General features: G+C 68.7%; 23 protein-coding genes and 2 pseudogenes. 8 read left to right on the top strand and 17 right to left on the bottom strand.

Annotation, left to right across the window (positions count from 1 at the left end; translation table 11 throughout):
* Window positions 1–127: 127 nt before the first annotated feature.
* The 5 genes and pseudogenes from NLF94_RS18815 to NLF94_RS18795 form a co-directional block, all read right to left on the bottom strand.
* Entirely contained in the window at window positions 128–781 is a 654-nt protein-coding gene (locus NLF94_RS18815; protein WP_254839175.1) for a DUF7546 family protein, read from the bottom strand.
* Between the two features lie 28 nt (window positions 782–809).
* Complete coding sequence (locus tag NLF94_RS18810; RefSeq protein ID WP_254839174.1) at window positions 810–1031, bottom strand: hypothetical protein; 222 nt, start codon at window positions 1029–1031, stop codon at window positions 810–812.
* Entirely contained in the window at window positions 1028–2752 is a 1725-nt protein-coding gene (locus NLF94_RS18805) for a b(o/a)3-type cytochrome-c oxidase subunit 1 (RefSeq protein WP_254839173.1), read from the bottom strand. The genes NLF94_RS18810 and NLF94_RS18805 overlap by 4 nt, the downstream gene beginning before the upstream one ends.
* A gap of 11 nt (window positions 2753–2763) precedes the next feature.
* A pseudogene (locus tag NLF94_RS18800) lies at window positions 2764–3249 on the bottom strand (cytochrome c oxidase subunit II); the annotation flags it as partial.
* Window positions 3246–3401 carry a cytochrome oxidase gene (locus NLF94_RS18795; protein ID WP_254839171.1) on the bottom strand — a complete coding sequence of 52 codons (156 nt, stop codon included), beginning with the start codon at window positions 3399–3401 and terminating at the stop codon, window positions 3246–3248. The pseudogene NLF94_RS18800 and the gene NLF94_RS18795, both read right to left, overlap by 4 nt.
* A 103-nt stretch (window positions 3402–3504) precedes the next feature.
* On the opposite strand from NLF94_RS18795, the gene NLF94_RS18790 reads away from it, so the two are divergent.
* From NLF94_RS18790 to NLF94_RS18780, 3 genes are read left to right on the top strand one after another with little or no spacing between them, the layout of a single operon-like run.
* Complete coding sequence (locus tag NLF94_RS18790; protein ID WP_254839170.1) at window positions 3505–3690, top strand: DUF8131 family protein; 186 nt, start codon at window positions 3505–3507, stop codon at window positions 3688–3690.
* A gap of 4 nt (window positions 3691–3694) precedes the next feature.
* On the top strand, window positions 3695–4486 hold the full coding sequence (locus tag NLF94_RS18785) for a sulfite exporter TauE/SafE family protein (RefSeq protein ID WP_254839169.1): 792 nt from the start codon (window positions 3695–3697) through the stop codon (window positions 4484–4486).
* Window positions 4476–6785: a heavy metal translocating P-type ATPase gene (locus tag NLF94_RS18780; protein WP_254839168.1), complete on the top strand. Its 2310-nt coding sequence runs from the start codon at window positions 4476–4478 to the stop codon at window positions 6783–6785. The genes NLF94_RS18785 and NLF94_RS18780 overlap by 11 nt, the downstream gene beginning before the upstream one ends.
* Before the next feature lie 188 nt (window positions 6786–6973).
* Here NLF94_RS18780 and NLF94_RS18775 read toward each other — a convergent pair whose 3' ends face one another.
* A complete protein-coding gene (locus NLF94_RS18775) occupies window positions 6974–7411 on the bottom strand; it encodes a universal stress protein (protein WP_254839167.1) in 438 nt (145 codons plus the stop codon).
* A gap of 34 nt (window positions 7412–7445) precedes the next feature.
* Window positions 7446–7646 carry a DUF7511 domain-containing protein gene (locus NLF94_RS18770; RefSeq protein ID WP_254839166.1) on the bottom strand — a complete coding sequence of 67 codons (201 nt, stop codon included), beginning with the start codon at window positions 7644–7646 and terminating at the stop codon, window positions 7446–7448.
* Between the two features lie 130 nt (window positions 7647–7776).
* Here NLF94_RS18770 and NLF94_RS18765 point away from each other — a divergent pair, with 130 nt between their 5' ends.
* Complete coding sequence (locus NLF94_RS18765; RefSeq protein WP_254839165.1) at window positions 7777–8226, top strand: universal stress protein; 450 nt, start codon at window positions 7777–7779, stop codon at window positions 8224–8226.
* Window positions 8227–8229: 3 nt separating this feature from the next.
* On the opposite strand, the gene NLF94_RS18760 is transcribed toward NLF94_RS18765, so the two are convergent.
* The 3 genes and pseudogenes from NLF94_RS18760 to NLF94_RS21025 all read right to left on the bottom strand — a co-directional run bounded on the left by NLF94_RS18760 (window position 8230) and on the right by NLF94_RS21025 (window position 11607).
* Entirely contained in the window at window positions 8230–9222 is a 993-nt protein-coding gene (locus NLF94_RS18760) for an AI-2E family transporter (protein WP_254839164.1), read from the bottom strand.
* Between the two features lie 51 nt (window positions 9223–9273).
* Window positions 9274–10071 (bottom strand): ZIP family metal transporter, encoded by a 798-nt coding sequence (locus NLF94_RS18755; RefSeq protein WP_254839163.1) that lies wholly within the window; start codon window positions 10069–10071, stop codon window positions 9274–9276.
* A 225-nt stretch (window positions 10072–10296) separates the two neighbouring features.
* Window positions 10297–11607, bottom strand: a pseudogene (locus NLF94_RS21025) (phosphoribosylamine--glycine ligase).
* Window positions 11608–11780: 173 nt separating this feature from the next.
* On the opposite strand from NLF94_RS21025, the gene NLF94_RS18740 reads away from it, so the two are divergent.
* Window positions 11781–11954 carry a hypothetical protein gene (locus NLF94_RS18740; RefSeq protein ID WP_254839160.1) on the top strand — a complete coding sequence of 58 codons (174 nt, stop codon included), beginning with the start codon at window positions 11781–11783 and terminating at the stop codon, window positions 11952–11954.
* 80 nt (window positions 11955–12034) lie between these two features.
* On the opposite strand, the gene NLF94_RS18735 is transcribed toward NLF94_RS18740, so the two are convergent.
* The 3 genes from NLF94_RS18735 to NLF94_RS18725 all read right to left on the bottom strand — a co-directional run bounded on the left by NLF94_RS18735 (window position 12035) and on the right by NLF94_RS18725 (window position 14023).
* Window positions 12035–12616, bottom strand: coding sequence for an LURP-one-related/scramblase family protein (locus tag NLF94_RS18735; protein WP_254839159.1), 582 nt, complete (start codon window positions 12614–12616; stop codon window positions 12035–12037).
* A 118-nt stretch (window positions 12617–12734) separates the two neighbouring features.
* Window positions 12735–13262, bottom strand: a complete 528-nt coding sequence (locus NLF94_RS18730) for a DUF8054 family protein (protein ID WP_254839158.1) — start codon at window positions 13260–13262, stop codon at window positions 12735–12737.
* A complete protein-coding gene (locus tag NLF94_RS18725) occupies window positions 13259–14023 on the bottom strand; it encodes a nucleotide-binding protein (RefSeq protein ID WP_254839157.1) in 765 nt (254 codons plus the stop codon). Before NLF94_RS18725 ends, NLF94_RS18730 begins: the two co-directional genes overlap by 4 nt.
* Before the next feature lie 121 nt (window positions 14024–14144).
* Here NLF94_RS18725 and NLF94_RS18720 point away from each other — a divergent pair, with 121 nt between their 5' ends.
* Entirely contained in the window at window positions 14145–14285 is a 141-nt protein-coding gene (locus tag NLF94_RS18720; RefSeq protein ID WP_254839156.1) for a hypothetical protein, read from the top strand.
* Window positions 14286–14382: 97 nt separating this feature from the next.
* Here the strand turns inward: NLF94_RS18720 and NLF94_RS18715 are convergent, their stop codons facing one another.
* Both NLF94_RS18715 and NLF94_RS18710 read right to left on the bottom strand, forming a co-directional pair.
* Window positions 14383–15045 (bottom strand): HD domain-containing protein, encoded by a 663-nt coding sequence (locus tag NLF94_RS18715; protein WP_254839155.1) that lies wholly within the window; start codon window positions 15043–15045, stop codon window positions 14383–14385.
* 124 nt (window positions 15046–15169) lie between these two features.
* A complete protein-coding gene (locus tag NLF94_RS18710) occupies window positions 15170–15835 on the bottom strand; it encodes a DUF7095 family protein (protein WP_254839154.1) in 666 nt (221 codons plus the stop codon).
* A 79-nt stretch (window positions 15836–15914) separates the two neighbouring features.
* On the opposite strand from NLF94_RS18710, the gene NLF94_RS18705 reads away from it, so the two are divergent.
* Together NLF94_RS18705 and ncsA are read left to right on the top strand one after the other, a co-directional pair.
* A complete protein-coding gene (locus NLF94_RS18705; RefSeq protein ID WP_254839153.1) occupies window positions 15915–18218 on the top strand; it encodes a PAS domain-containing sensor histidine kinase in 2304 nt (767 codons plus the stop codon).
* 67 nt (window positions 18219–18285) lie between these two features.
* Entirely contained in the window at window positions 18286–19269 is a 984-nt protein-coding gene (gene ncsA / locus NLF94_RS18700; RefSeq protein ID WP_254839152.1) for a tRNA 2-thiolation protein NcsA, read from the top strand.
* A gap of 120 nt (window positions 19270–19389) precedes the next feature.
* Here ncsA and ftsZ read toward each other — a convergent pair whose 3' ends face one another.
* Entirely contained in the window at window positions 19390–20595 is a 1206-nt protein-coding gene (gene ftsZ, locus NLF94_RS18695; RefSeq protein WP_254839151.1) for a cell division protein FtsZ, read from the bottom strand.
* A gap of 3 nt (window positions 20596–20598) precedes the next feature.
* A complete protein-coding gene (gene cdrS, locus NLF94_RS18690) occupies window positions 20599–20772 on the bottom strand; it encodes a transcriptional regulator CdrS (protein WP_254839150.1) in 174 nt (57 codons plus the stop codon).
* Window positions 20773–20951: the final 179 nt, after the last annotated feature.

Below are 20951 nucleotides of genomic sequence, written 5' to 3'. Positions count from 1 at the left end.
GTTCCGTCTCTTTCCTTCGACCGTCACGTACTCGACCGTCACGGCGCCCCGGGGCTGTCCGGCGAGAGGCGACGACGAGAAACCCACCTCGAGACGGACCGACGACCGCCCTCGGTGTCCGTTCCGGCTACGCCGCTCGCCGTGCCGACCAGTGGAGGACGGCGGCGGTGGCGACGAACAGGACCGTCGAGAGGTCGTAGGCGATGCCGGGAATCGCGGCCGCGAGCGGCGACCCGACGCCGCCGAGGGCGGCCACGAGCGCCGCCCCGGCGGGCCACACGCAGCCGACGCAGGTCGCCACCCCGAGCAGGCCGGCCAGCGCCGACCGGGCGCTCGCGAGGACGACCGTGTAGACGAGCACCGCCAGCGCGGCGTAGCCGGCGACCTCGAAGGGGATGACCGTGACGTCGAGGAGGCTCCCCGAGTACAGCAGTGCCGGTCCCCAACCGGGCGACAGCCACGCGATTCGGGTCGGTAGCTCCACGCCCGGGTGGCCGTGGCCGACGAGGCCGCCCGCGTAGGCCAAGAGGAGAAAGTACGCGACGGCGATGGCGCCCGCGGTGACGCGTCGACGGGTCGGGGCCGCCACGCGCGGCCGCCGGAGCAGGACCCAGGCGGCGACGTTGATCCACACGAAGGGGTACAGCGTGTACCGGGGGGCGAGAACGCCCGTACCCGTCACCCGCAGGTACGCGAGGACGGCCAGACACTCGACGACGAGCAGCGCGCCGACGGTCCCTGCGGCGGTCCGCCGCGTGGTCGGCAGCCGTGGGCGGTCCACGCGCCGTAGTCGCCCGGTCGCGGCCACGTCAGACCCCCTCCGAGCCGTCCGGGCCGGCGTTCGCAAAGCGGAGGTTCCACACCGCGACGGCACCGAGGACGCCGACGACCAGCGCCGCCGCGGTCAGGAGGTATCCCGTCGTCGAGAGCCGGACGCCGAGGAGTCCCGCGATGGTCCGCAATTCGACGATGACCGGAACGAGGAACGCGAGGATGACGAGCAGCCCGCCCTGCGAGATGCGGCGGCTCACGGCAGCACCTCCGGGAGCCAGGCCGGCGACGGCGAGATGCCGGGACCGAACAGCCCGCCGTCGGCGACGATGGCCCCGAGCGGCAGGCCGTACGCGAGCGCGACCAGCACCAGCGCGATGGCGGTCCACAGCGCGAGGTTGTCGAGCACCTCCGGGCCGTCATCCGGGCCGGACAGCGCCGGCGGCAGCGTGTCGTCGAACTCGCCGGTCATCGGCCGTTCCAGAAGCGACACGATGACGTTCCCCAGGAACAGCACCGTCGAGACGAACAGCAGCGTCCCGCCCAGCGCTATCTGGAGGCGGAGTTCGCCGACGGTGCTGAAGCCGGCGTCGAAGGCGAACCCGGAGTACTGGGGTTCGGCGGTCCGTCGCGGGATACCGATGAGGCCGCCGCGGTGCATCGCGTTCGACATCAGCGTCATGCCGACGAACCACAGCACGACCTGCAGCAACGCAATCGAGCGGCTGTAGATGCGCCGACGGGTCAACTGCGGCAGCAGCCAGTAGGTCGCGGCCATGAACGTCAGGGCGACGGCCGTCCCGACGGTGAGGTGGAAGTGGCCCGGCACCCACAGCGTGTTGTGGACGAGGTAGTTGATGTTCATGCCGGCGTTGACCATGCCCGAGAAGCCGCCGGCGGCGAACATCAGGCCGGCCAGCGCCATCCCGGTGAAGGCGGGGTTCCGCCACGGGAGTTCGCCCAGCCACGAGAGGTAGCCCTCGCCGCCCCGCTGGCGGGCCCCGTGCTCGATGCTGGCGACGACCGTGAAGGCGGTCAGGAGGCTCGGCAACAGCAGGAACATCGTGTTCGTCATCGCGATGAACTTGAACCCCTCCGCGATGCCGGGATCGACGTACTGGTGGTGGATGCCGACCGGCGTCGACAGCAGGAGAAAGAGCACGAAGACGACCCGCGCGAGCGGGTCGCTGAACAGCCGGCCGCCGGCGAGTTTCGGCAGGACGGTGTACCACAGGAGGTACGCCGGCATCAGCCAGAAGTAGACGACTGGGTGGCCGAAGAACCAGAACAGCGTCCGGGTCAACAGCGGGTTCACCTGCTCTATCAGCCCGAGCGACCACGGAAGCAGGAAGACGACGACCTCGATTGCGACCCCCAGCGTTGCGATGTACCACATCAACATCGACGTCAGGACCATGAACGCCTGCAGCGGGATGCGCTCGTCGTCGGTCTCGCTCCGCCAGCGCCACCACATCCGGAACCAGTCGAAGCCGGCCATCCATGTGCCGATGATGAAGACGGCGAGACCGGCGTAGAACAGGGGGTGTGCCTGCAGCGGCGCGTAGAAGGTGAACAGGACGTCGGCGCTCATCGGTATCGAATCGACGAACCCCGCGAGGATGGCGACGCCCGCCATCACGGTCCCGGCGACCATCAGCAGGTACCAGGTCCAGGAGAACCGTTCGCTGACGACCGGCCGGTCGAGGCTCCTGGTCATCGCCCATGTGAACACGCCGACGAGGAAGAAGATGGTAAAGGAGATGACGAGCAACACGCCGTGCAGCGTGAGGACGGTGTAGTAGTCCGCCGACTCGATGATTCGGACGTAGCCGGTCCGGTGCAGCGCCTGGATCAGCCCGCCCAGCGCACCGATGCCGAGGGCGACGAAGGCGCTCCACAGCGTCGCTCGGACGAGTCGAGCCTCAGCGGGGAACCGGTCGAGGAAGAGCTGCTCGCCCGCGAGCTCGCCGTCGGCACTCATTGGCTACCCCCCTCGTACTCGTCTTCGGGGACGACGATCAATTTCCCCTCCATGTCGTGGTGGCCGGAGCCGCAGTACTCGTTGCAGAGGACGCCGTACTCGGCCGGTTCGTCGAACTCGACGGTGATGGTGGCGACCTGCCCCGGGATGACCATCGTGTTGACGTTGGTGCCGACCACCTCGAAGCCGTGAATCACGTCCGGCGACGTGATGTAGAAGGTCACGCGGCTGTCGGCCGGCACTCGGATGGGGTTCGGTCGGAAGATGAACTGCTGGGCGACGACGTAGGCCTCGTACTCGCCGTCGCCGACCCGCTCGACGCGCGGGTCGGCGAACCGCTCGTCGTCGCTCACGGCGTTTGCGTCGATGGTGCCACCGGAGGCGTCGACCATCGACACACCGGCGACGGCCGCGCCGTAGGTCACCGTCCCGATGAAGCCGACGATGAGCACGAGCGAAGCCACGAGCCACGCCTTCTCGTAGGTGTGGATGTTCATCCTATCACCGTCGGCCCGTTGCCGAGGAACTCGATGAAGTAGGTGAACGTCCACATCCCCACCAGTATCAGGAAGTAAATGAGGATGAGAACGACCGTCCCCACCGGGTCGAAGTCGTCGTGCCCGAGCGTTCGTTCGGTGTCCGCGGACATGTTCACTGGGAGTTGCGGGACTGTTTGCAAAAAAACTACCCCGGGTCCCGGCCGTCGGGAGTCGGGCACAGAGTTTTACGTCGGTGATGCCAACCCGTTCGGCATGGAACTGACACCGCGCCGCGGCGCACTGGTCGCGCTCCTCGCGCTCGTTCCGGTGGGGGTCTTCGCGGTCGCAAGCGGCGAGCCGGTCGTCGCCGTCGCCCTCGTGAACGTCCTGCTCATCTTCGGCTCGCTGTACGTCGCGCTCTCGCCGGTCACCGGGGGCGGACACGGGACAGCGGCCTGACGCGATGGTCGTCCAGAGCGTCGTCGGGGCCGACCTCGCCGTCTTCCTCGTCGTCGGGCTACTGGCCGGTGCCCACTGTCTCGGGATGTGCGGGCCGCTGGTGACGCTGTACGCCCGGCGGATCGACGCGACGGCGGCCGACGGCGGCCGCCGCCCCGGCCACGTCACCCCGCGGGCGGTCCGACAGCACGCCCTGTTCAATCTCGGCCGGGCCGGCAGTTACGCGACGATCGGCGCCGCCGCGGGCCTGCTCGGGGCCGTCGTCTTCGACTCCGCGGCCGGGTTCGGCGGCGTCGGCGACGGCCTCCGGGGCGGCGTCGGCGTCTTCGTCGGCCTGTGCATCGTCGCCGTCGGCGTCTCGTACCTGCTCGGCGGTGCGGGCGGGCTCCACCGACTCGTCCCCGACGGGGCACCGCTGGGACGGGTCGTCGCGGCCGCGACCGACCGCCTCGACCGGCTGGCGGCCGGTCCCGGCATCGTCGTCCTCGGGGCGCTGCACGGGCTCTTCCCGTGTCCCATCATCTACCCGGCGTACCTGTACGCGTTCGCCGTCGGCGACCCTCTTCGCGGCGGACTCTCGCTGCTCGTCCTCGGCATCGGGACGATACCGACGCTTTTCGCCTACGGGACCGTTCTCGACGCCGTCGACGCCGGCCAGCGCCGCCGGCTCAACCGGGCGCTCGGCGGGGCCTTCGTCGTGCTCGGCTACGTCCTGCTGGCGCACGGCCTGATGCTGTTCGGCGTCGACGTACCGCACCCCTCACTACCCCACCGACCCCTCGGCGATGTCCTGTAGGCTGTGTGACCTCCCGACGCCCGACCCGCCCGTGACCGACCCCGGAGTCGACGGGGCGTTCTGCTGCCGGGGGTGTCTGGAGGTCCAGCGCCGTCTCGGCGACGAGGCAGGGTCGGCCGTCGAGGGCGACGACGGAGCCACCGGGAGCGAACCGGTCCCCGAGGGCCACGAGCAGGCGTTCCTCGGCGTCGAGGGGATGCACTGTTCCAGCTGTGAGGTGTTCCTGGAGGACCGCGGGTCCGACCTCGACGGCGTCGACGCGGTCGAGGCCAGTTACGCGACGGAACTGCTCCGCGTCGTCTACGAACCCGACCGTGTCGACGCCGAGGACCTCCCCGACCGGCTCTCGGGGTACGGCTACGACGTCCACGACCCCGAGGAGACGGCCGACGAGGGCGACGATGTCGTGGTCCGCTTTCTCGTCGGCGGCGGCTTCTTCGGCATGATGGCGATGCTGTGGTACGTCCTCTTCCTCTATCCGACGTACTTCGGGTACGCCCCCGTCGTCGATTTCGGCGGCTTCGGGTTCCTCTACGTCGGCGCGAACATCTGGCTGTTCGCCTCCGTCGTCCTGTTCTACACCGGGTGGCCGCTGTTGCGGGGCGCCTACGTCGGTCTCCGGTCGGGCCGCCCGAACACGGACCTCCTCGTCTCGCTGGCGGCCGTCGGCGCCTACGCCTACAGCACCGTGGCGTTGCTCCTCGGACGGACGGAACTGTACTTCGACGTGACCATCGCCGTGGTGCTCGTCGTGACCGCGGGCACCTACTACGAGTCCCGCGTCAAGCGGCGGGCCGGCGACCTGCTGGAGGAACTGACCCGACTCCGCGTCGAGGAGGCGACGCGGTACCCGGGCGGCGACGTGGTTGACGTCTCGGCCGTCGAGGCGGGCGAGGAACTGCTGGTCCGGGCCGGCGACCGCGTCCCCGTCGACGGGACGGTCGTCGAGGGGTCGGCCGCCGTCGACGAGGGGCTGGTGACCGGCGAGTCGCTACCGCGCCGCAAGGGACCCGGCGACGACGTCCGGGGCGGGACTGTCGTGACGGACGCGCCCGTCGTCGTCCGGGCCGGCGAGGCGGCCGCGAGCACCCTCGACCGCATCGTCGAGTCGCTGTGGCGGATACAGAGCACCCGCCCGGGCGCCCAGCGACTGGCCGACCGTCTCGCGACGGTCTTCGTCCCGCTGGTCGCGCTGGTCGCAACCGCGACGACGGCGGTCCTGCTCGTGACCGGCGCCGCGCCCGCCGAGGCACTCCTGACCGGGCTGACGGTACTGATCGTCTCCTGTCCCTGCGCGCTGGGGCTTGCGACGCCGCTGGCCGTGGCCGCCGGTACCCGGGCGGCCGCGGCGCGGAACGTCGTCGTCGCCACGCCGGCGCTGTTCGAGGCCGCTCCCGACGCCGACGTGGTCGTCTTCGACAAGACAGGGACGCTGACGACGGGCGAGATGGCGGTGACCGACGTGGAGACCGATGGCGACGCCCGGAGCCTCCTGGCGCGGGCCGCCGCCCTCGAGCGGTACTCCTCGCACCCGGTCGCGGCGGCCGTCGTCGAGGCTGCCGACGAAACTGTCGAGGCGACGGCCGTCGAAGCGTACGACCGCGGCGTCGCCGGACGGGTCGAGGGCGACCCCGTCCTGATCGGCCACCCGTCGCTGTTCGCCGAGCGGGGCTGGACCGTCCCCGCGCCGGTCGCCGACAGCGCCGAGGAGATACGCCGCGACGGTGCGGTCCCGGTCGTCGTCGGGTGGGCGGGCGAGGCGGCGGGCGTCCTCGCGGTCGGGGACGAGACGCGACCGGCGTGGCCGGTGGTCGCCGAGGCGTTCGCCGACCGCGAGGTGGTCGTGCTGACGGGCGACGAGGGGGCCGCCGCCGACCGTCTCCGCGAGGAACCGGCCGTCGACGAGGTCTTCGACGGCGTCAAGCCGGCCGCGAAGGCCGAGACCGTCCGACGCCTCCGGGAGCGCGGGACGGTGGCGATGGTCGGCGACGGCAGCAACGACGCGCCGGCGCTGGCGGCCGCCGATGTCGGGGTCGCGCTGGCCGGCGGGACGCGGCTGGCGACGGAGGCCGCCGACGCCGTCGTCGTCGACGACGACCTCCGGTCGGTCCCGGCGACCTTCGACCTCGCGTCGGCGACGAATCGGCGGATAAAGACCAACCTGGCGTGGGCGTTCGGCTACAACGCCGTCGCCATCCCGCTGGCGGCGCTCGGGCTGTTGAACCCGCTGTTCGCGGCCGTCGCAATGGCCTCCAGCAGCCTGCTGGTGGTTGTGAACTCCTCGCGGCGGCTGGCGTGAGCGACGTGCGGCCCCGGGACGGTTCCCGGATGCCGGGAATCGAGTCGGGGTTTTAGCCGCCGCGGACGGTAGCTTCGGCTGCCGGCCGACGGCTGGTCGGCGTCCACGGGCGGGGCGACGGGTCCGGTCCGACGCCCGCTGGGCGAACACATCTGGGCACCTCGCGGGCGCAGCGGACCGGCGGAGACTCACTCCTCGGTTTCGTGGCGCCGGACGGTCACGACCGGGCAGTCGGCTGTCCGGACGACCTTCTCGGTGACGCTGCCCAGTAGAAACCGGTCGATTCCCCGCCGGCCGTGGGTCCCCATCACGATGAGGTCGATGTCGTTGTCCTCGGCGTACTCGAGTATCGTCCGATAGGGCGACCCGCCGCCGACCGTCGCCTGGACGGTTCCGACGCCGGCGGCCGTCGCCCGTTCGCTGGCCGCCTCGAGTATCCGCTCGCCCTCGGCCTCGAGCGCGTCGAGGAGGGTCACGTCGCCCGCCTCCAGGACCGGGACGTTCTCCTCGACCACGTAGAGGACGTGCAACGCGGCGTCGTAGGTGACCGCGTGGTCGATTGCGTGTTCGAGTGCCGCCTCGGCACCCTCGCTTCCGTCGGTCGGGAACAGGATACGTTCGTACATTGGTTGCGTGACGCTGATTCGGCTCTCGGGACACTCACCGCCAGCGTTCGAGGTCGGCGACGGCGTCGGCACGCGCCGTCATCCAGGTCGTCATCCGTTCGGTCTCACCCGCCGACCGGGGAACGAAGGTGTACTCCGTGGGCGCGTGGTCGGTGTCGGCCAGCACCTCCAGGACCGGCGGGTAGCCGCCGTCGTGCGTCGGGCCGGGACCGGCACAGGGCTTCGAGTCCGTCATGCGTCGTCGGTCCTTCGAGTCGGGTGGCCTAATACGGGTCGTCCACTCCCGACGTCTGAGAATCACGGGGTTCCTACGGCGTGGGACCCTGCCCGAGGGCTTACCACCCTCGGGGTCGTGGGTCCGACCGATGTACGACCGACTGCTCCTTCCGACGGACATGAGCGCCGGCGTCGACAGGGCCATCGAACACGCCCTCGACGCGGCGCGCCGGTACGACGCCGAACTCCACGTCCTCTACGTCGTCGACGCGGAGGCGTACAGTTCCTACCCCGGCGACGAGTACGTCCACGAGTTCGAGGGCCTGGAGAAGGCACTCGAACAGGCCGGACGGGAAGCCGTCGAGGAAATCACGGCCGCAGCAGTCGAGGCGGGCGTCCCCCACGAGGCCGTCGTCAGACACGGCGTCCCCCACGAGGAGATCCTCGACTACGCCGAGGAAGCCGACGTCGGACTGATGGTCATCGGCTCGAAGAACCGCCCCGGCGAGTACCGCCGACTGCTCGGTAGCGTCGCCGAACGCGTCGTCCACATGGCCGACCGGCCGGTCACCGTCGTGAAGACTCCCGTCGAGGCGTGACCTTCAGAGCGCCTCGAACTCGGTGCGGAACGTCTCCAGCGTCGCCGCGAGCGCGCCGACGACGATGGGACCGATGAACAGCCCGGTGAAGCCGATGGCGTAGATGCCGCCCACCACGCCCACGAGGATGACTGCCGGGTTCAGGCGGGCCTGTCGGTTGATGAATATCGGGCGCGCGTAATTGTCGAAGAGGCTCACCACCGTCAGGCTGTACGCCGCCAGCACGACCCCGGCGGTGAGGTCCCCGACGGCGACCAGGTACAGCGACGCCGGTCCCCACACCAGGAACGCGCCGATGAGCGGGAGCAACGCGAGGACGGCCATGACGAACGTCCAGAAGACCGGCGAGGGGACGCCGGCGAGCCACAGGCCGACGCCGGCGAGTATCGCCTGGCCGATGGCGACGGAGATGTGACCGACGACGACGCCCCAGGTCGTCGCGCCGAGGCGTTCGAACAGGCTGTCGGTGACCCGCTCGGGGAGCGGAACCAGGTCCCGGAGCCACGCGAGAAACGCCGGGGCCTCCAGCAGGAGGTAGTACAGCAAAAACGTCATCAGCGCGACGCCCATCAGCGCCTTCGTCGCTCCGGCGACGAGACCGCCGACCCCGTCGAAGAGCACCTCGAACAGTCGCTGGGCGCCGGTCGAGAGGAGGTCGGACAGTTGCACCTCGATCCCCGTCAGGTCCAGAATCCGGGCCTCGACCGTCTCGACGTCGAGTCCGGTCTCGCCCCGGGCGATGTCCCGGAGGGTCTCGACGAACACGTACAGCACGTAGGCGACCGGGGCGACGAGTGCGATCAGCGACAGCGAGATGACGGCGACCGCCGACAGCCGAGCCGGGACGTGCCGTCGGAACCGAACGTGAATCGGGTGGAGGACGTACGCCAGAATGGCTGCGGCGGCGACGTACTCGACGAACGGCAGGACGACGAGGAACGCGACCGCCGAGAGGACGGCGATCAAAAGGAGGAGCGAGGCCTGACTCCGGTTCATGGCCGTTCGATTCGCGCCGAGACGCCTAAAACACGGCGGGGGTCGCTGCGGTCAGACGAAAAGCAGCGGAACCATGAGCAGGACGCCGGCGACGAGACCGCCGACGAGTTCCGGGCGGCCGCCCCGCGGGAGACCGGCGCCGGTCGAAAGCGCCTCGGGGACGAACTCCGAGAGGACGAGGTAGATCATCGCGCCGGCCGCGAAGCCGAAGCCGTACGGGAGGAACTCGCGGGCCAGCCGGACGAAGGCAAACGCAATGACGGCACCGACCGGCTGGGGCAGACTCGAAAAGACCGCCCACCAGACCATCCGCGGTTCGGGGACGTCCATCGCCCGCAGCGGGATGGCGATGGCGGTCCCCTCTGGGACATTGTGGATGGAGATGGCGACGGTCATGAATATCGCCAGCACGGGGACGGTGAACCCGAGCAGCGCGGGACCCGTGCCGAGGTTCAGGTCCGCAAACGAGACGCCGACGGCGACACCCTCGGGGAAACTGTGGACCGTCAGCACGCCCAGGATGAGCAGCAGTTTCCGGAAGTCGGCCTCCTCGTACTGTCGGGGGTCGACGTCGACGTTCAGGAGGACGTCGTGGGCGACGACGACGAGGACGACGCCGCTCGCGACCCCCACCAGGAGTTCGAGGGGCGTCCCCTCGGCCAGCCCCTCCACGAGGAGACCGAAGACCGACGCCGACAGCATGATGCCGGAAGCGAACCCCCAAAGCACCACGTTCCACCGGTCGCCTATCTCCTCGAAAAAGAAGAAGGGAAGTGCGCCGAGACCGGTCGCGAGCGCCGTGGCGAGACCGGCCAGAAACACCACGGCGAGGTTCGCGTGCAGCGTCACCGCGACTCCCCCTCGACCCGCGTTCGATACGGACGACCCCCTCTCCGACGCCGACCGCCCCCACACCGGGCAGGAACGGACGCCGACCGGACGCGGACGGAACCGGCCGGCACCGACGGTCCGTCCCGGACTGCGACGTGTCGGTTCATGGCCGGGGCTACTCGCCCGAGCGTATAAGAACCGTCGTCCGATTCCGAACGCGAGGGACGGGACGAGGGGCCGCCGCTACGGCCCGAGGTAGCCCCACGCCTGGAGGCGGTCGCCCTCCCCGTCCATCCAGCGCTCGCCGATGTCGTCGCGGTAGTACATGTTCGGCATCACGATGTCGTCGATGCGGTCGTAGGCCCGCGAGCGGGCCTCCGCCATCGTCCCGCCTTTCCCCGTCACGACGAGCGGCATGCCGCTCTCGCCGGCGGCGCGCCACTGGCCGTCGATCCGCTTGGTGTCCTCCAGGTGAATCCCGTCGCGGCTCTCGGTGTCGAACACGACCGCGGCGTTCCGGGAGTTCTCGTCGTAGGTCTTCTCGTCGTCGAACGGGAAGGGTGGCAGCACGACGCGAACCCCGACCTGATACCCGCCGTGGACCTCCAATTCGGGGTCGTTGCCGTGCGCGAGGTCGTAGAAGAACTCGGCAGTCGACGACTCGAAGGACTCCTCCTGCAGCGCGATGGTCGGATATCCGAACCGCGGGGTAAACTCCAGGGGTTAGATGCCGGTCGCGTTGACGATACAGTTGATGTCGATGCTCCCGACGTAGCCCTCCTCGGCGAGCCAGCCTTCGAGCTTCCCGAACGTCTCCTCGAACAGTTTGTTCCGCCCGCCCCAGAACATCGACGTTCCCATCTCGCCCGTTGACGGGCCGATGTTCCCCGGGAACAATCTCTTGTGCTCGAAATTGAAGTTGACCTGGTCGACGAACCGTTCGCCGTCGAAGAACCCACAGATGGCGATCTCGACGCCCTCGACCTTCCGCTGGAGCTGGAACCCCTTCATCCGGTGACCCCACGCCTTCTCGTAGGCCCGCAGGACGTCGACCACGTCGCTGCCGTCGTCCTCGTTGCCGACGTAGAGGAGTCGTTTGACGTTCTGGACTTCGCCGAGCGGCTTGATGACGTACGGCGCGGGATTCTCCCGGACGTGCCGAATCCCTGCCTCGAAGTCCTCGAAGACGTGGTGTTCGACAGTGTTGACACCGTGTTCTTCGAGGACCTCCATCGCGTAACCGCGGTCCTCCTCGAGGCGGTCGGTGTTCGGCGTCCCCCCGACGACTGCTTTCCCTTGCTCGCGGAGCTCTTTGGCGAGCCCACCGGTCCCGACCTCGGAGCCGACCCAGATGTCGTCGAAGATTACGACATCGGCCCACTCTACCTCGGCGCGCCAATCGTCCGTCTTCGGGACGAAGCCGTCGCCGATCTCCCTGTCGCTCTCCGCCTCGATGTAGTACTTCACGTCGTTGCCTTCCCGGTGGACCTGCCAGGCGAGGTCGGTGATCAGTGCGGCGTCGGCTGAGACGAAGAGGAAGCGTTTCGAGTCCATGCAACGACGATGCACGCCAGCATCTTGAGCGTGGTCGGCGAGCGACCTCCTGGAAATAGTTGTGGACGTTCGAGTTCTTCATCTCTTTTTACTTGACCATGCAGCCTGAAATATCTATTTTAGGGTGATTATAGACAACTCTTATCCGTTTACACCAAACGTTCGTATACGTAATGTCGACGCAGAACCCGACGTTCATCGGTTCGGCGAGTTACGCACCGTGTTCGAACTGTAACGAGGGGACGCTCACCTGGGATCCCGTCTCGATGACCTCCCGCTGTGGGGTCTGTGAGACCGCCTACGGGCCGGAGGTAGCGAGAGCAGAGAACGAATCGGCCGACGACTGATCGGCGAGACGCCGCCGGCCGAATCCGCGGCGGTGGCGAACGCCGGGGTGGGCTGTCGGGTCGGCTTCCTGACCGGGTCGTCAGTTGCCCTGAATCGCGTCGATGACCATTGCCGCCGCGATGACGGCCTCCTTCGGGACGTTGCTGGCGTCGTCGACGGTTATTTCGTAGCGGTCACGCATGGACATCTGGCCCTCGATGTTGCCGACGTGGCCGCCGTTGGCGTCGGTTATCTCGTACTTGTGCGGGATGAGGGCGCCGAACGGGAGGTAGTGCCGCGCCAGCGTCACCAGCGCGCCCCGGGAGTCGATCTGTGCGAGTTTTGCCTCGGTGTCGGCGTCCCGTATCTTCCAGGTGTCCTGGAAGATGGAGTAGTCGTTGTCGAGGACGACGAGGTCCTCGCCGGTCTGGGCGTCCGAGAGGACGTAGTTGCCCGCGACATCGATGATGCCGCCGGCCTTCACCGAGAAGATGTCGTTACCGTCGCCGTCGGTGAACGGGAACTCCTCCTTCATCTTGAACATCTTCTGTTTGCCCCGGAGGACGACGTTCCCGGCGGCGTCCATCGCCTTGTACTTGTTCCGGACGAGGCTCTGTTCGACGGTGTAGGCGTCGTCGGTGAGGTCGATACCGCTGATGTCGATGGAGTCGGTCGCGGCCATACGCCGTCTGCATCGCCTTTCGGTTTCAACCTTTCTCCGGTTCGTGGGACACCGACGGCCCCGTTCGGGCGTACCGAGCCGGGCTTTCCGTCCGGCCCTCGGACGCCCCGCCAGGGGGTCACTCCTCGAGGGCGTCCTCGAAGTCCCACTCGTCGGCCCGGCTCTGGGCCTCCTCGCGGGCGGTCTCGCGGATGTCCTCGATGGCCGCCTCGTCCTCGAGGAAGGCGGCGACGGCGTCGGCCTCGTCCGTTTCGGTCGGTTCGTCGGCCACCCGGCGCGTGCGGTCGGCGAGGTCGGCGTCGCCGGCCAGTCGCTCGGCGGGCATCCCCGGTGGCACCCGGAGTTCGTCCGTGGTGTGGGGGACCGCCAGATGCGTCGAGTCGAGACCGTACAGCTCGAGCCGGTGGGGACCGGCGCCGATGTCGGCCAGTGCCGGCGGGCCACCGCGGTCGGTGCCGGCGTGGTAGACGAGGGTCGGCACCCCGTCCTCGAAGGTGACGACGCCGCGGTCGCCGTCGTCTGACAACAGCGTCTCCCGGGGCGACAGGACCGCGTAGCCGTCGAGCCTGCGGTCGAGGGCATCCTCGAGCGGTCCGGCGAGGTCGGTGACCACGCGGGCCCGGAGCAACTCGCCGTCCGGAATCATGGTGGGTCGGGGATGACGGCGGCCCGGAACCGCTCGGCGACGTCGCCGGAGTCGCCGTCCCGAGGATTCAGGCGAGCGGCCGCCTCGCGGTAGGCGGCCGCGGCCGCCGAATCGGGGGCGTACGCCAGGAGCGGTTCGCCCGCCGAGCGGGCCTCCCGGACGACGTCGCTCTCGGGCACCGTCGCCAGCAGCGGTCCCTCGAAGTAGCTGTCGGCCCGCTCGCGGACCGTCTCGATGTCGCTCTGGACCCGGTTGAACAGTGTGCCCGCGACGTCGGAGCCGTACGAGAGGGCGTACTCCTGGACCTTCAGCCCGTCCGAGATGGCCGGGATGGTCGGCTGGAGGACGACCACGACCCGGTCGGCCAGCACGATGGGGAGCACGGCGCTCTTCGAGGAGAGCGTCGCCGGTGAGTCCAAGAGGAGCACGTCGGTGTCGGCCGCCAGCGTCGCCACGGCGTCCCGGAGCCGTTCGTGGTCGGCGGCCTCGAACGCCGACAGCGACGTACCACAGGGGACGACCCGCATCCCGAAGCGGTCGTAGGTCGCCTCCTCGACGGGAGCGCCGCCCTCGACGAGGACGTCGTGCAGCGTGGTTTCGACGTCGGCCAGGCCGGCGTGAAACAGCAGGTTCGCCATCCCCGTGTCGGCGTCGACGACCGTCACGTCGTACTCCTCGGCCAGCGCCATCCCGAGCGCGAGCGTGCTGGTGGTCTTTCCGGTTCCGCCCTTCCCGGACGCCACCGCGAACGCCTCGACCATCTTGGTTTCGAGTGGACCGGATTCGGATATAAGTGTTCGGAACGCGCCCAGGCAGTACTTGCCGCAATTTTGACTAACAATCATTAAGATTTAAGACCGTGTAGGATCTGGGTGCAGGTAGATGACCCCCGACGAGATCGAGCCGATGGTTCCGGTCATGCCCGAGGAAGACACCACGGACCGAATCCGCGCCGACGGCGGTCCCCGCAAGCGCTACGACGCCGAAGAAGTCGAAGCCGCGCTCGTGCCCGACCTACGCTGAACGGCGATTCTTCTCCGTGTTCGCCACGCCAACCAGCGGCGGTCTCACCGTGAACCGTTCGGCACAGCGGAAGGACCGACCACAGCGGACGACTGTGTCAGCTCTCGGTAGCCCCGGTCTCGCGCGTGAACTGGGCGAAGAAATCCGTCATGAACTCCCACCGGGCCTCCCCGAGGCGTCGTCCCGGAGCGGTGTGTAGCGCGTCCAGGCGCTCACGCGCCCACTCGCGCAGGAGGCCGATGTCCGGCAGGTCGGGGCCGGGACCGTCGAACCTACTGGCGTCGTCGATAACTGCGTACTGGTCGCCGGTGCGTCCCGACCGCTCCCCGACGATACACGCCAGCCGGACGAGCCCGACCGCCCCGGTCGCGTCGAGCTTATCGGCATCGAAGAGCAGTTTCGCCTCGACCGTCTCCGGCTCGGGTGAACTCGCTCGGATGCTGTGTGCCCGCAGGCAGTGCTCGACGGCTGCAATCCGTCCGGGCGTCACGTCCGCGTCGTCGAGCAGGGCTGTGGCTTCGTCGGCCGCCCACTCGTCGTGGTCGTCGATATCCCCGACGCGTTCAAGCGGCCGACCGATGTCGTGCAGCCACGCTGCTGCGGCAACCACGCCCCGGTCGACGCTATCGGGGTGGCGATCGGCGAGCCGGAGCGCGACATCGCGCACCCGCATCGCGTGGAAGACGTCGTGTGCAGAGTAGGCGTCCTCGTAGTACGGGACCGATAGCTCGCGGGCGAGGGGGCCTAATCCGGAGGGCATCACTCCCGGAAATCGACCGCTCTTCGCTTAGTGGTTCTGGAGTACGCGACACGTTCCCTCCGGTCGTTCCGAGCAGGGAATCGAGCTGCCTGTCCGAGCCGACCTTCACCTTTTTCCGGGGTAACTACACCACGTCACCGCGGACGGTGACGCCGTCCTGTTCCTCGTGATACGCCCGTAGCTCCGCGGCCGCCTCGTCGGCCTCGTCCTCCCCCATGCCGAGCATCTCCAGGGAATCCGACAGCGTCGGGAAGACGAACTCCCCCTCGGCGAGTTTCCGGAAGGCCCCCTCGCTCGTCGTGCCGTCCTCGTCGCCGTCGTCGACCCACAGACACGCCGCCCGGGGGTCGAGTAGCTGGGTGTAGTCCTCGCGGGCGCGGGCGCCCTCGAGTCGCTGGGTGACGTTGTTCTCAAAGCCGGTGTTGCACACCTCGAGGTGAATCGGCTCGTCCGGTTCCAGCAGGTGGGCGGCGAGACACTTCTCGGGGGCGGCGTGGCCGTTCGCGGTGGCCCGGACGCAGTCGGGGTGCTCCTCGGCCCACGCCGCCGACACCGTCTTGCCGACTCCCTCGACGCCGAGCCGTTCCTCGAACTCCGGTTCCCGGTCGGGGGCGTCCTTGAACAGCAGGTCCTTCGTGAGGTAGACGTCGAGCCGATCGACGGGGTCGACCCCGAGCACGACGTCGCCGTAGACCCACACCTCCCGGACCGGCACGGCCGTTCGCTCGGTCGAGACCGTCTCGACTATCTCCCGAAGGCGGGCGACGGCCGTCTCGCGACTGAGGCTCATCGCCTTCCCGTAGTCGGCGACGCGAGAAAACGGTCACGGAGGACCCAAGCGTTTTTTCAGTCGATGTCAAAGCACGACCATGTCAGGCGCCGAGGGGGAGACGACCGCGACCACCGCGACGACCGGCAACCGGCTCCGGGGGTGGTCGGTCGTCGCGGTCGGACTGGCCCTCCTGGCGTTGCCGGTCGGTCTCGCCGGCCTCCAGCGGACCACCGGCCTCGTGACCATGGCCCCGCCCGTTCTCGCTGCGGGCGGCATCGTCGCCACCGGGGTGGCGCTTCGCCGTCGCCAGTACACGCCCGGCGACGTTGCGATAATCGCTGCCTGGATCGCCGCCAGCGCGGTCGTCTTCGCCGTCGTCATCGCCATCACGGTCGCCACCCTCGTCGACGACCCGGTTTCCCTCGGCGCGTTCGCCACCGCGTTCATGGCACCCATCGGCGCCTGCGGCGGTCTCGTGGCCGGCTACACCGACGCCCGGCGGCGCCGACAGCACCGACGGGGCCGCCGGACACGGCAGGCCCTCCAGGAGGCGACCGACGGGGTCGCCGTCGTCGACGGCGACGAGTTCGGGACGGTGAACCGCGCCCACGTCGAGATGCACGGCCACGACAACCCCGATGCGATGGTCGGGCGGTCCTGGGAGACCTGCTATCCCGACCACGAGCGGCGCCGTCTGGAGGCCGAGGCCCTGCCGAAGCTCGCGGGCGGCGACGCCTGGCGCGGCGAGGCGACCGGCAAACGCGCCGACGGGACGACGTTCCCGCAGGAACTGACGCTGTCGCCGATCGAGGACGGCGGGTTCGTCTGCATCGTCCGGGACATAAGCGACCGGCGGGAGCGAGAGCGACGCCTCCGTCGGCAGACCCGCCGCCTCCGGACCGTCGTCGAGAACGCTCCGATCATCCTCCTGACGGTCGACGACGAGGGAGACATCGTCTTCATCGAGGGACAGGGCCTCTCGCAGTTCGGCATCGAGTCGGAGACGCTCGAGGGCGTCTCCGTCTTCGAGTTGGGGATCGAATCGGAGGGCGTCGCCTCGACGGCCCGGCGCGCTCTCGAGGGAGAGTCCGGCCACGCGACCGTCCGTATCGGCGATCGGGTGTTGAAGGCGTGGTTCTCGCCGGTCTTCGACGCCGGCGAGGTCGACCGCGTGATCGGCGCGACGATGGACATCACGGACAGACACGAGCGCGAACGCCGTCTGACGGAACTCCACGAGGCGAGCCGCCGGCTCACCTACGCGACCACCCGCACGGAGGTCGCCGAGACGACCGTCGACATCGCCGAGGAGATACTCGACAAGCCGGTGTCGGTGCTGTGGCACTACGAGGCCGAGCGCGACCGGCATCGGCCTGCCGCCATGACCGACGACGCCGCGGTCCGTCTGGGGATCGACCGCGTCGAGGAGCTGGCAACGATTTCCGGCGGCGACCCCGCGATGGAGGCGTTCCGCGAGGGGGACCCGCGACACATCGACGAGGGGTCGCCGTTCGACGCCGACCTCGGCACCGTCGTCGCGGTCCCGCTCGGCAGCCAGGGGCTTCTCGTCGTCGGACAGCGCGACCCCGAACCCCTGGCGGAAGCGTTCCGCCAGCGCGCCGGCATCCTGGGGCTGAACGCCGGAGCAGCCCTCGACCGGAGCGACCGCGAGGAACTGCTCCGGGAACGGACCGAGGAACTCAGGACGAGAGCGTCACAGATGGAGTTCGTCAACGGCATTATCAGACACGACGTCCTCAACGGGATGACCGTCGTCCGGTCGCGGGCGTCGTATCTCGAGGACCAACTGGAGGGACGGAACCGCGAGCACGCCGAGACCGTCGTCGAGTGGGCCGACAACATCACCGGACTCGTCGACCGCGTCCGGACGGTCCTGTCGACGCTGGGCGACGAGGAGAGCGCCGATCTCGAGGTCGTCGACGTCGCCGACCTGCTCCGCGAGGAGTTCGGCCGCCTCGAACGAACCTACCCGGAGGTGACCTTCGAGTCGGACCTCCCCGAGACGGTGCCGGTCCGGGCCGACGACGTGCTCGCGGACGTCCTCCAGAACGTCGTGACGAACGCCATCGAGCACAACGACCCGGAGGGGCTGGTGGTCTCGGTGAGCGCCGAGGTAGACGACGACCGTGCGACCGTCCGGATCGCCGATGACGGCGTCGGTATCCCGCCGGACCGGCAGGACGCCGTTCTCCGCCGGGGGGAGTCACGGACCGAGGCGGCCGACTCCGGGTTCGGCCTCTTTTTCGTCGACGCGATGGTCGAGGCCTACGACGGCGACGTCCGAATCGAGAACGACGACGGCGCCGTGGTAGTCCTGGAGTTGCCGGCCGCCGACGCCCCTGCGGAGCGGCCGACTGTCGGGCGTGGCGAGGGGGGATGAGCGGCCTCGCCGACGGCTCCGCCCGGAGTCGAAACCCGTATCCCACCCAGTCGGCAAGGGACCGCCAATGGAGTGCGACAAGTGCGGTTCGGACGCGGTGATGCACGCCGCCTACTCGGGACTGCACATGTGCGAGGAGCACTTCCGTCGCTCCGTCGACTCGCGGGTCCGCCGCCGGATCCGCGAGGACGCGCTGCTCCCGGAGTCGGCCACACCGGACGACCCCGAGACCTGGCTCGTCGGGCTCTCGGGGGGCAAGGACAGCGTCGTTCTCACGAAGCTCCTCCACGACACCTTCGACGCCGACCCCCGGGTCGAACTCGTCGCCGTCACCATCCACGAGGGCATCGACGGCTACCGGGACGCCTCGCTGGAGGCGTGTCTGGAACTGACCGACGACCTCGACATCGAACACGAGGTGGTCAGCTACGCCGACGAGTACGACCTCGAGATGGACGACGTCGCCGCCGACGACCCGCTCGATATGGCGCCGTGTGCCTACTGCGGGGTGTTCCGCCGGGACGCGCTCTCGCGGTACGCCGAGGAGTACGGCGCCGACAAACTCCTGACCGGACACAACCTCGACGACGAGGCACAGACGGCGATGATGAACCTCCTGTCCGGCGACGTCCGACAGATCGCAAAGCACTTCGACGCCTCGCTCGGCAGCTTCGAGGACCGAGAGGTTGACGACGACCCCTTCGTCCCGCGGGCGAAGCCGCTGCGGGACATCCCCGAGAAGGAGGTCGCCCTCTACGCGCACCTCGCCGAGCTCCCGACCCACATGGCCGAGTGCCCCCACGCCAGCGAGGCCTATCGCGGCGAAATCCAGCAGCACCTCCACGACCTCGAGGAGGACCATCCCGGGACGCGCCACTCCATCATGTCCGGGTACGAGGAACTCGCGCGGCTGGCCGCCGAGGCCTACCGCGACGACGCCGACGCCCCCCAGGGGCGCTGTGAGCGCTGCGGGGCACCGACGAACAACGCCACCTGCCGGAAGTGCGAACTCGTCGAGGAACTGGGCGGCGAACTACCCGGCGACGACTGAGGCGCCGTCAGCCGGGCGTCATACACGATGTTTTACGCCGATACTGTCAGTCGAGTTTCCCGACAGCTATCGAAGCTAACCGCTGTACGGCTTGCAAAAAATTAGTATAAGATCTCGGACTTATCGGATTACGTCGAGGCCGTTGTTCTGCTCGACTTCCGAGCGACCGCCGTCGGTTTCGCCCACGCCGAAGCCGCCGCTACCGGACTCGGACCCGCTGGGCGGCGTCGAGGCGAACTCGTCTTCGGTCTCGACGCCCTCGATGGCCTCCCGGGAGGCGTCGGCCTGCTTCTGGGTGGTCGGGCCGAGGATCTGGGCGGACTGGACGCCGGTCATGATGGCCATGACCCGGACCTTGCCCTTGTACTCGTCCTGGATGCGGGCGCCCCAGATGACGTTCGCCGAGGCCTCGAGGCGCTCGGTGATGTTCTGGGCTATCCCTTCGGCCTCCTTCAGCGTGAGGTCGGGACCCCCCGTGATGTGGACCAACCCGCCGGATGCACCGCGGTAGTCGACGTCCAGGAGTGGGTGGTTCATCGCGTCGTTCACGACCTCCTTGGTCTTGTTCTTGTCCTGGGTCTCGCCGACGAGCATCACCGCGACGCCGCCCTGGTTCATGATCGAGGTCATGTCCGCGTAGTCCAGGTTGATGAGCGACGGCTGGGTGATGGTCTCGCTGATGCCCTTGACGGTCTCGGCGATGATCTGGTCCATCACGGAGAACGCCTTGCCGATGGGCAGGTTCGGGACGTAGTCCAGCAGGCGGTTGTTGTCCAGCACGATGATGGAATCGGCCTCGTTGCGCAGCTTCTCGAGGCCTTCCTCGGCTTTCACCGTGCGGGCGCGCTCGACGTTGAACGGCGTCGAGACCATGCCCACGACGATGGAGCCCTGCTCTTTGGCGATCTTCGAGACGACCGGCGCCGCGCCGGTACCCGTACCGCCACCCATGCCGGCCGTGACGAACACGAGGTCGGCCTCGCCGAGGACCTCCTTGATGGTGCCCTGCGCCATCTCGGTGGCGCGTTCGCCCATCGAAGGGTCACCGCCGGCCCCGAGCCCGTTGGTCAGGGACTTGCCGACGAGGATCTTCGTGTCGGCTTCCACCATCTGCAGGTGCTGTTTGTCGGTGTTGATGGCGATGGTTTCGGCGCCGTCGACGCCGATGTTGTACAGGCGGTTGACGGTGTTGTTGCCGGCACCGCCGGCACCGACGATGACGATGCGGGGGTCACCGAACTCGGCGCCGTCGCCGTCGAGGTCGGCGTCCATGTCCCGCTGTTCGGCCTCGGCGTTCTCCAGTGCGGAGTTGACGATGTCCTGCATCGTCTACACCTTCGCCCACGGGCGGTTCTCGTCCCGTGCTTCGGCGTCCTGTTCGTTCAACATCTCACGCACGGCGGAGCGAATCGCCTCGCTCCGGTTCGGGAACTCCCCCGTATCGACCATGCGTTCGACCTCTTCGATCTGCTGCTTCGGGATCCGTAGTGTCACACGCTCCATATTGTTCTTCCCCTCTGTTTGTGGGTAAGACGGCGGTGCACACGCGAACTGGTTCGCGTTTACACCGGGAAAACGGCCGCGACAGCGGCGCACACGCGCCGATTGCCCCCGATGTAAGACGTACCGTCTTACGCAGATGTATGCACAGAAGGTAGGAACTTAAATGTTGGGGGCGGCGT

Source organism: Natronomonas marina (genome assembly GCF_024298905.1).
Taxonomy (GTDB): Archaea; Halobacteriota; Halobacteria; order Halobacteriales; family Haloarculaceae; genus Natronomonas; species Natronomonas marina.
This window is presented reverse-complemented; position numbering and strand designations above follow the sequence as displayed.

Coding starts and splice junctions, on each gene's coding strand:
- NLF94_RS18760 (WP_254839164.1), bottom strand. CDS start 9,222: ATGAACCGGAGTCAGGCCTCGCTCCTCCTTTTGATCGCCGTCCTCTCG.
- ftsZ (WP_254839151.1), bottom strand. CDS start 20,595: ATGCAGGACATCGTCAACTCCGCACTGGAGAACGCCGAGGCCGAACAG.
- NLF94_RS18785 (WP_254839169.1), top strand. CDS start 3,695: ATGGTCGTCCAGAGCGTCGTCGGGGCCGACCTCGCCGTCTTCCTCGTC.
- NLF94_RS18730 (WP_254839158.1), bottom strand. CDS start 13,262: ATGATTCCGGACGGCGAGTTGCTCCGGGCCCGCGTGGTCACCGACCTC.
- cdrS (WP_254839150.1), bottom strand. CDS start 20,772: ATGGAGCGTGTGACACTACGGATCCCGAAGCAGCAGATCGAAGAGGTC.
- NLF94_RS18780 (WP_254839168.1), top strand. CDS start 4,476: ATGTCCTGTAGGCTGTGTGACCTCCCGACGCCCGACCCGCCCGTGACC.
- NLF94_RS18775 (WP_254839167.1), bottom strand. CDS start 7,411: ATGTACGAACGTATCCTGTTCCCGACCGACGGAAGCGAGGGTGCCGAG.
- NLF94_RS18790 (WP_254839170.1), top strand. CDS start 3,505: ATGGAACTGACACCGCGCCGCGGCGCACTGGTCGCGCTCCTCGCGCTC.
- NLF94_RS18710 (WP_254839154.1), bottom strand. CDS start 15,835: ATGAGCCTCAGTCGCGAGACGGCCGTCGCCCGCCTTCGGGAGATAGTC.
- ncsA (WP_254839152.1), top strand. CDS start 18,286: ATGGAGTGCGACAAGTGCGGTTCGGACGCGGTGATGCACGCCGCCTAC.
- NLF94_RS18715 (WP_254839155.1), bottom strand. CDS start 15,045: ATGCCCTCCGGATTAGGCCCCCTCGCCCGCGAGCTATCGGTCCCGTAC.
- NLF94_RS18740 (WP_254839160.1), top strand. CDS start 11,781: ATGTCGACGCAGAACCCGACGTTCATCGGTTCGGCGAGTTACGCACCG.
- NLF94_RS18805 (WP_254839173.1), bottom strand. CDS start 2,752: ATGAGTGCCGACGGCGAGCTCGCGGGCGAGCAGCTCTTCCTCGACCGG.
- NLF94_RS18770 (WP_254839166.1), bottom strand. CDS start 7,646: ATGACGGACTCGAAGCCCTGTGCCGGTCCCGGCCCGACGCACGACGGC.
- NLF94_RS18705 (WP_254839153.1), top strand. CDS start 15,915: ATGTCAGGCGCCGAGGGGGAGACGACCGCGACCACCGCGACGACCGGC.
- NLF94_RS18725 (WP_254839157.1), bottom strand. CDS start 14,023: ATGGTCGAGGCGTTCGCGGTGGCGTCCGGGAAGGGCGGAACCGGAAAG.
- NLF94_RS18795 (WP_254839171.1), bottom strand. CDS start 3,401: ATGTCCGCGGACACCGAACGAACGCTCGGGCACGACGACTTCGACCCG.
- NLF94_RS18735 (WP_254839159.1), bottom strand. CDS start 12,616: ATGGCCGCGACCGACTCCATCGACATCAGCGGTATCGACCTCACCGAC.
- NLF94_RS18765 (WP_254839165.1), top strand. CDS start 7,777: ATGTACGACCGACTGCTCCTTCCGACGGACATGAGCGCCGGCGTCGAC.
- NLF94_RS18720 (WP_254839156.1), top strand. CDS start 14,145: ATGACCCCCGACGAGATCGAGCCGATGGTTCCGGTCATGCCCGAGGAA.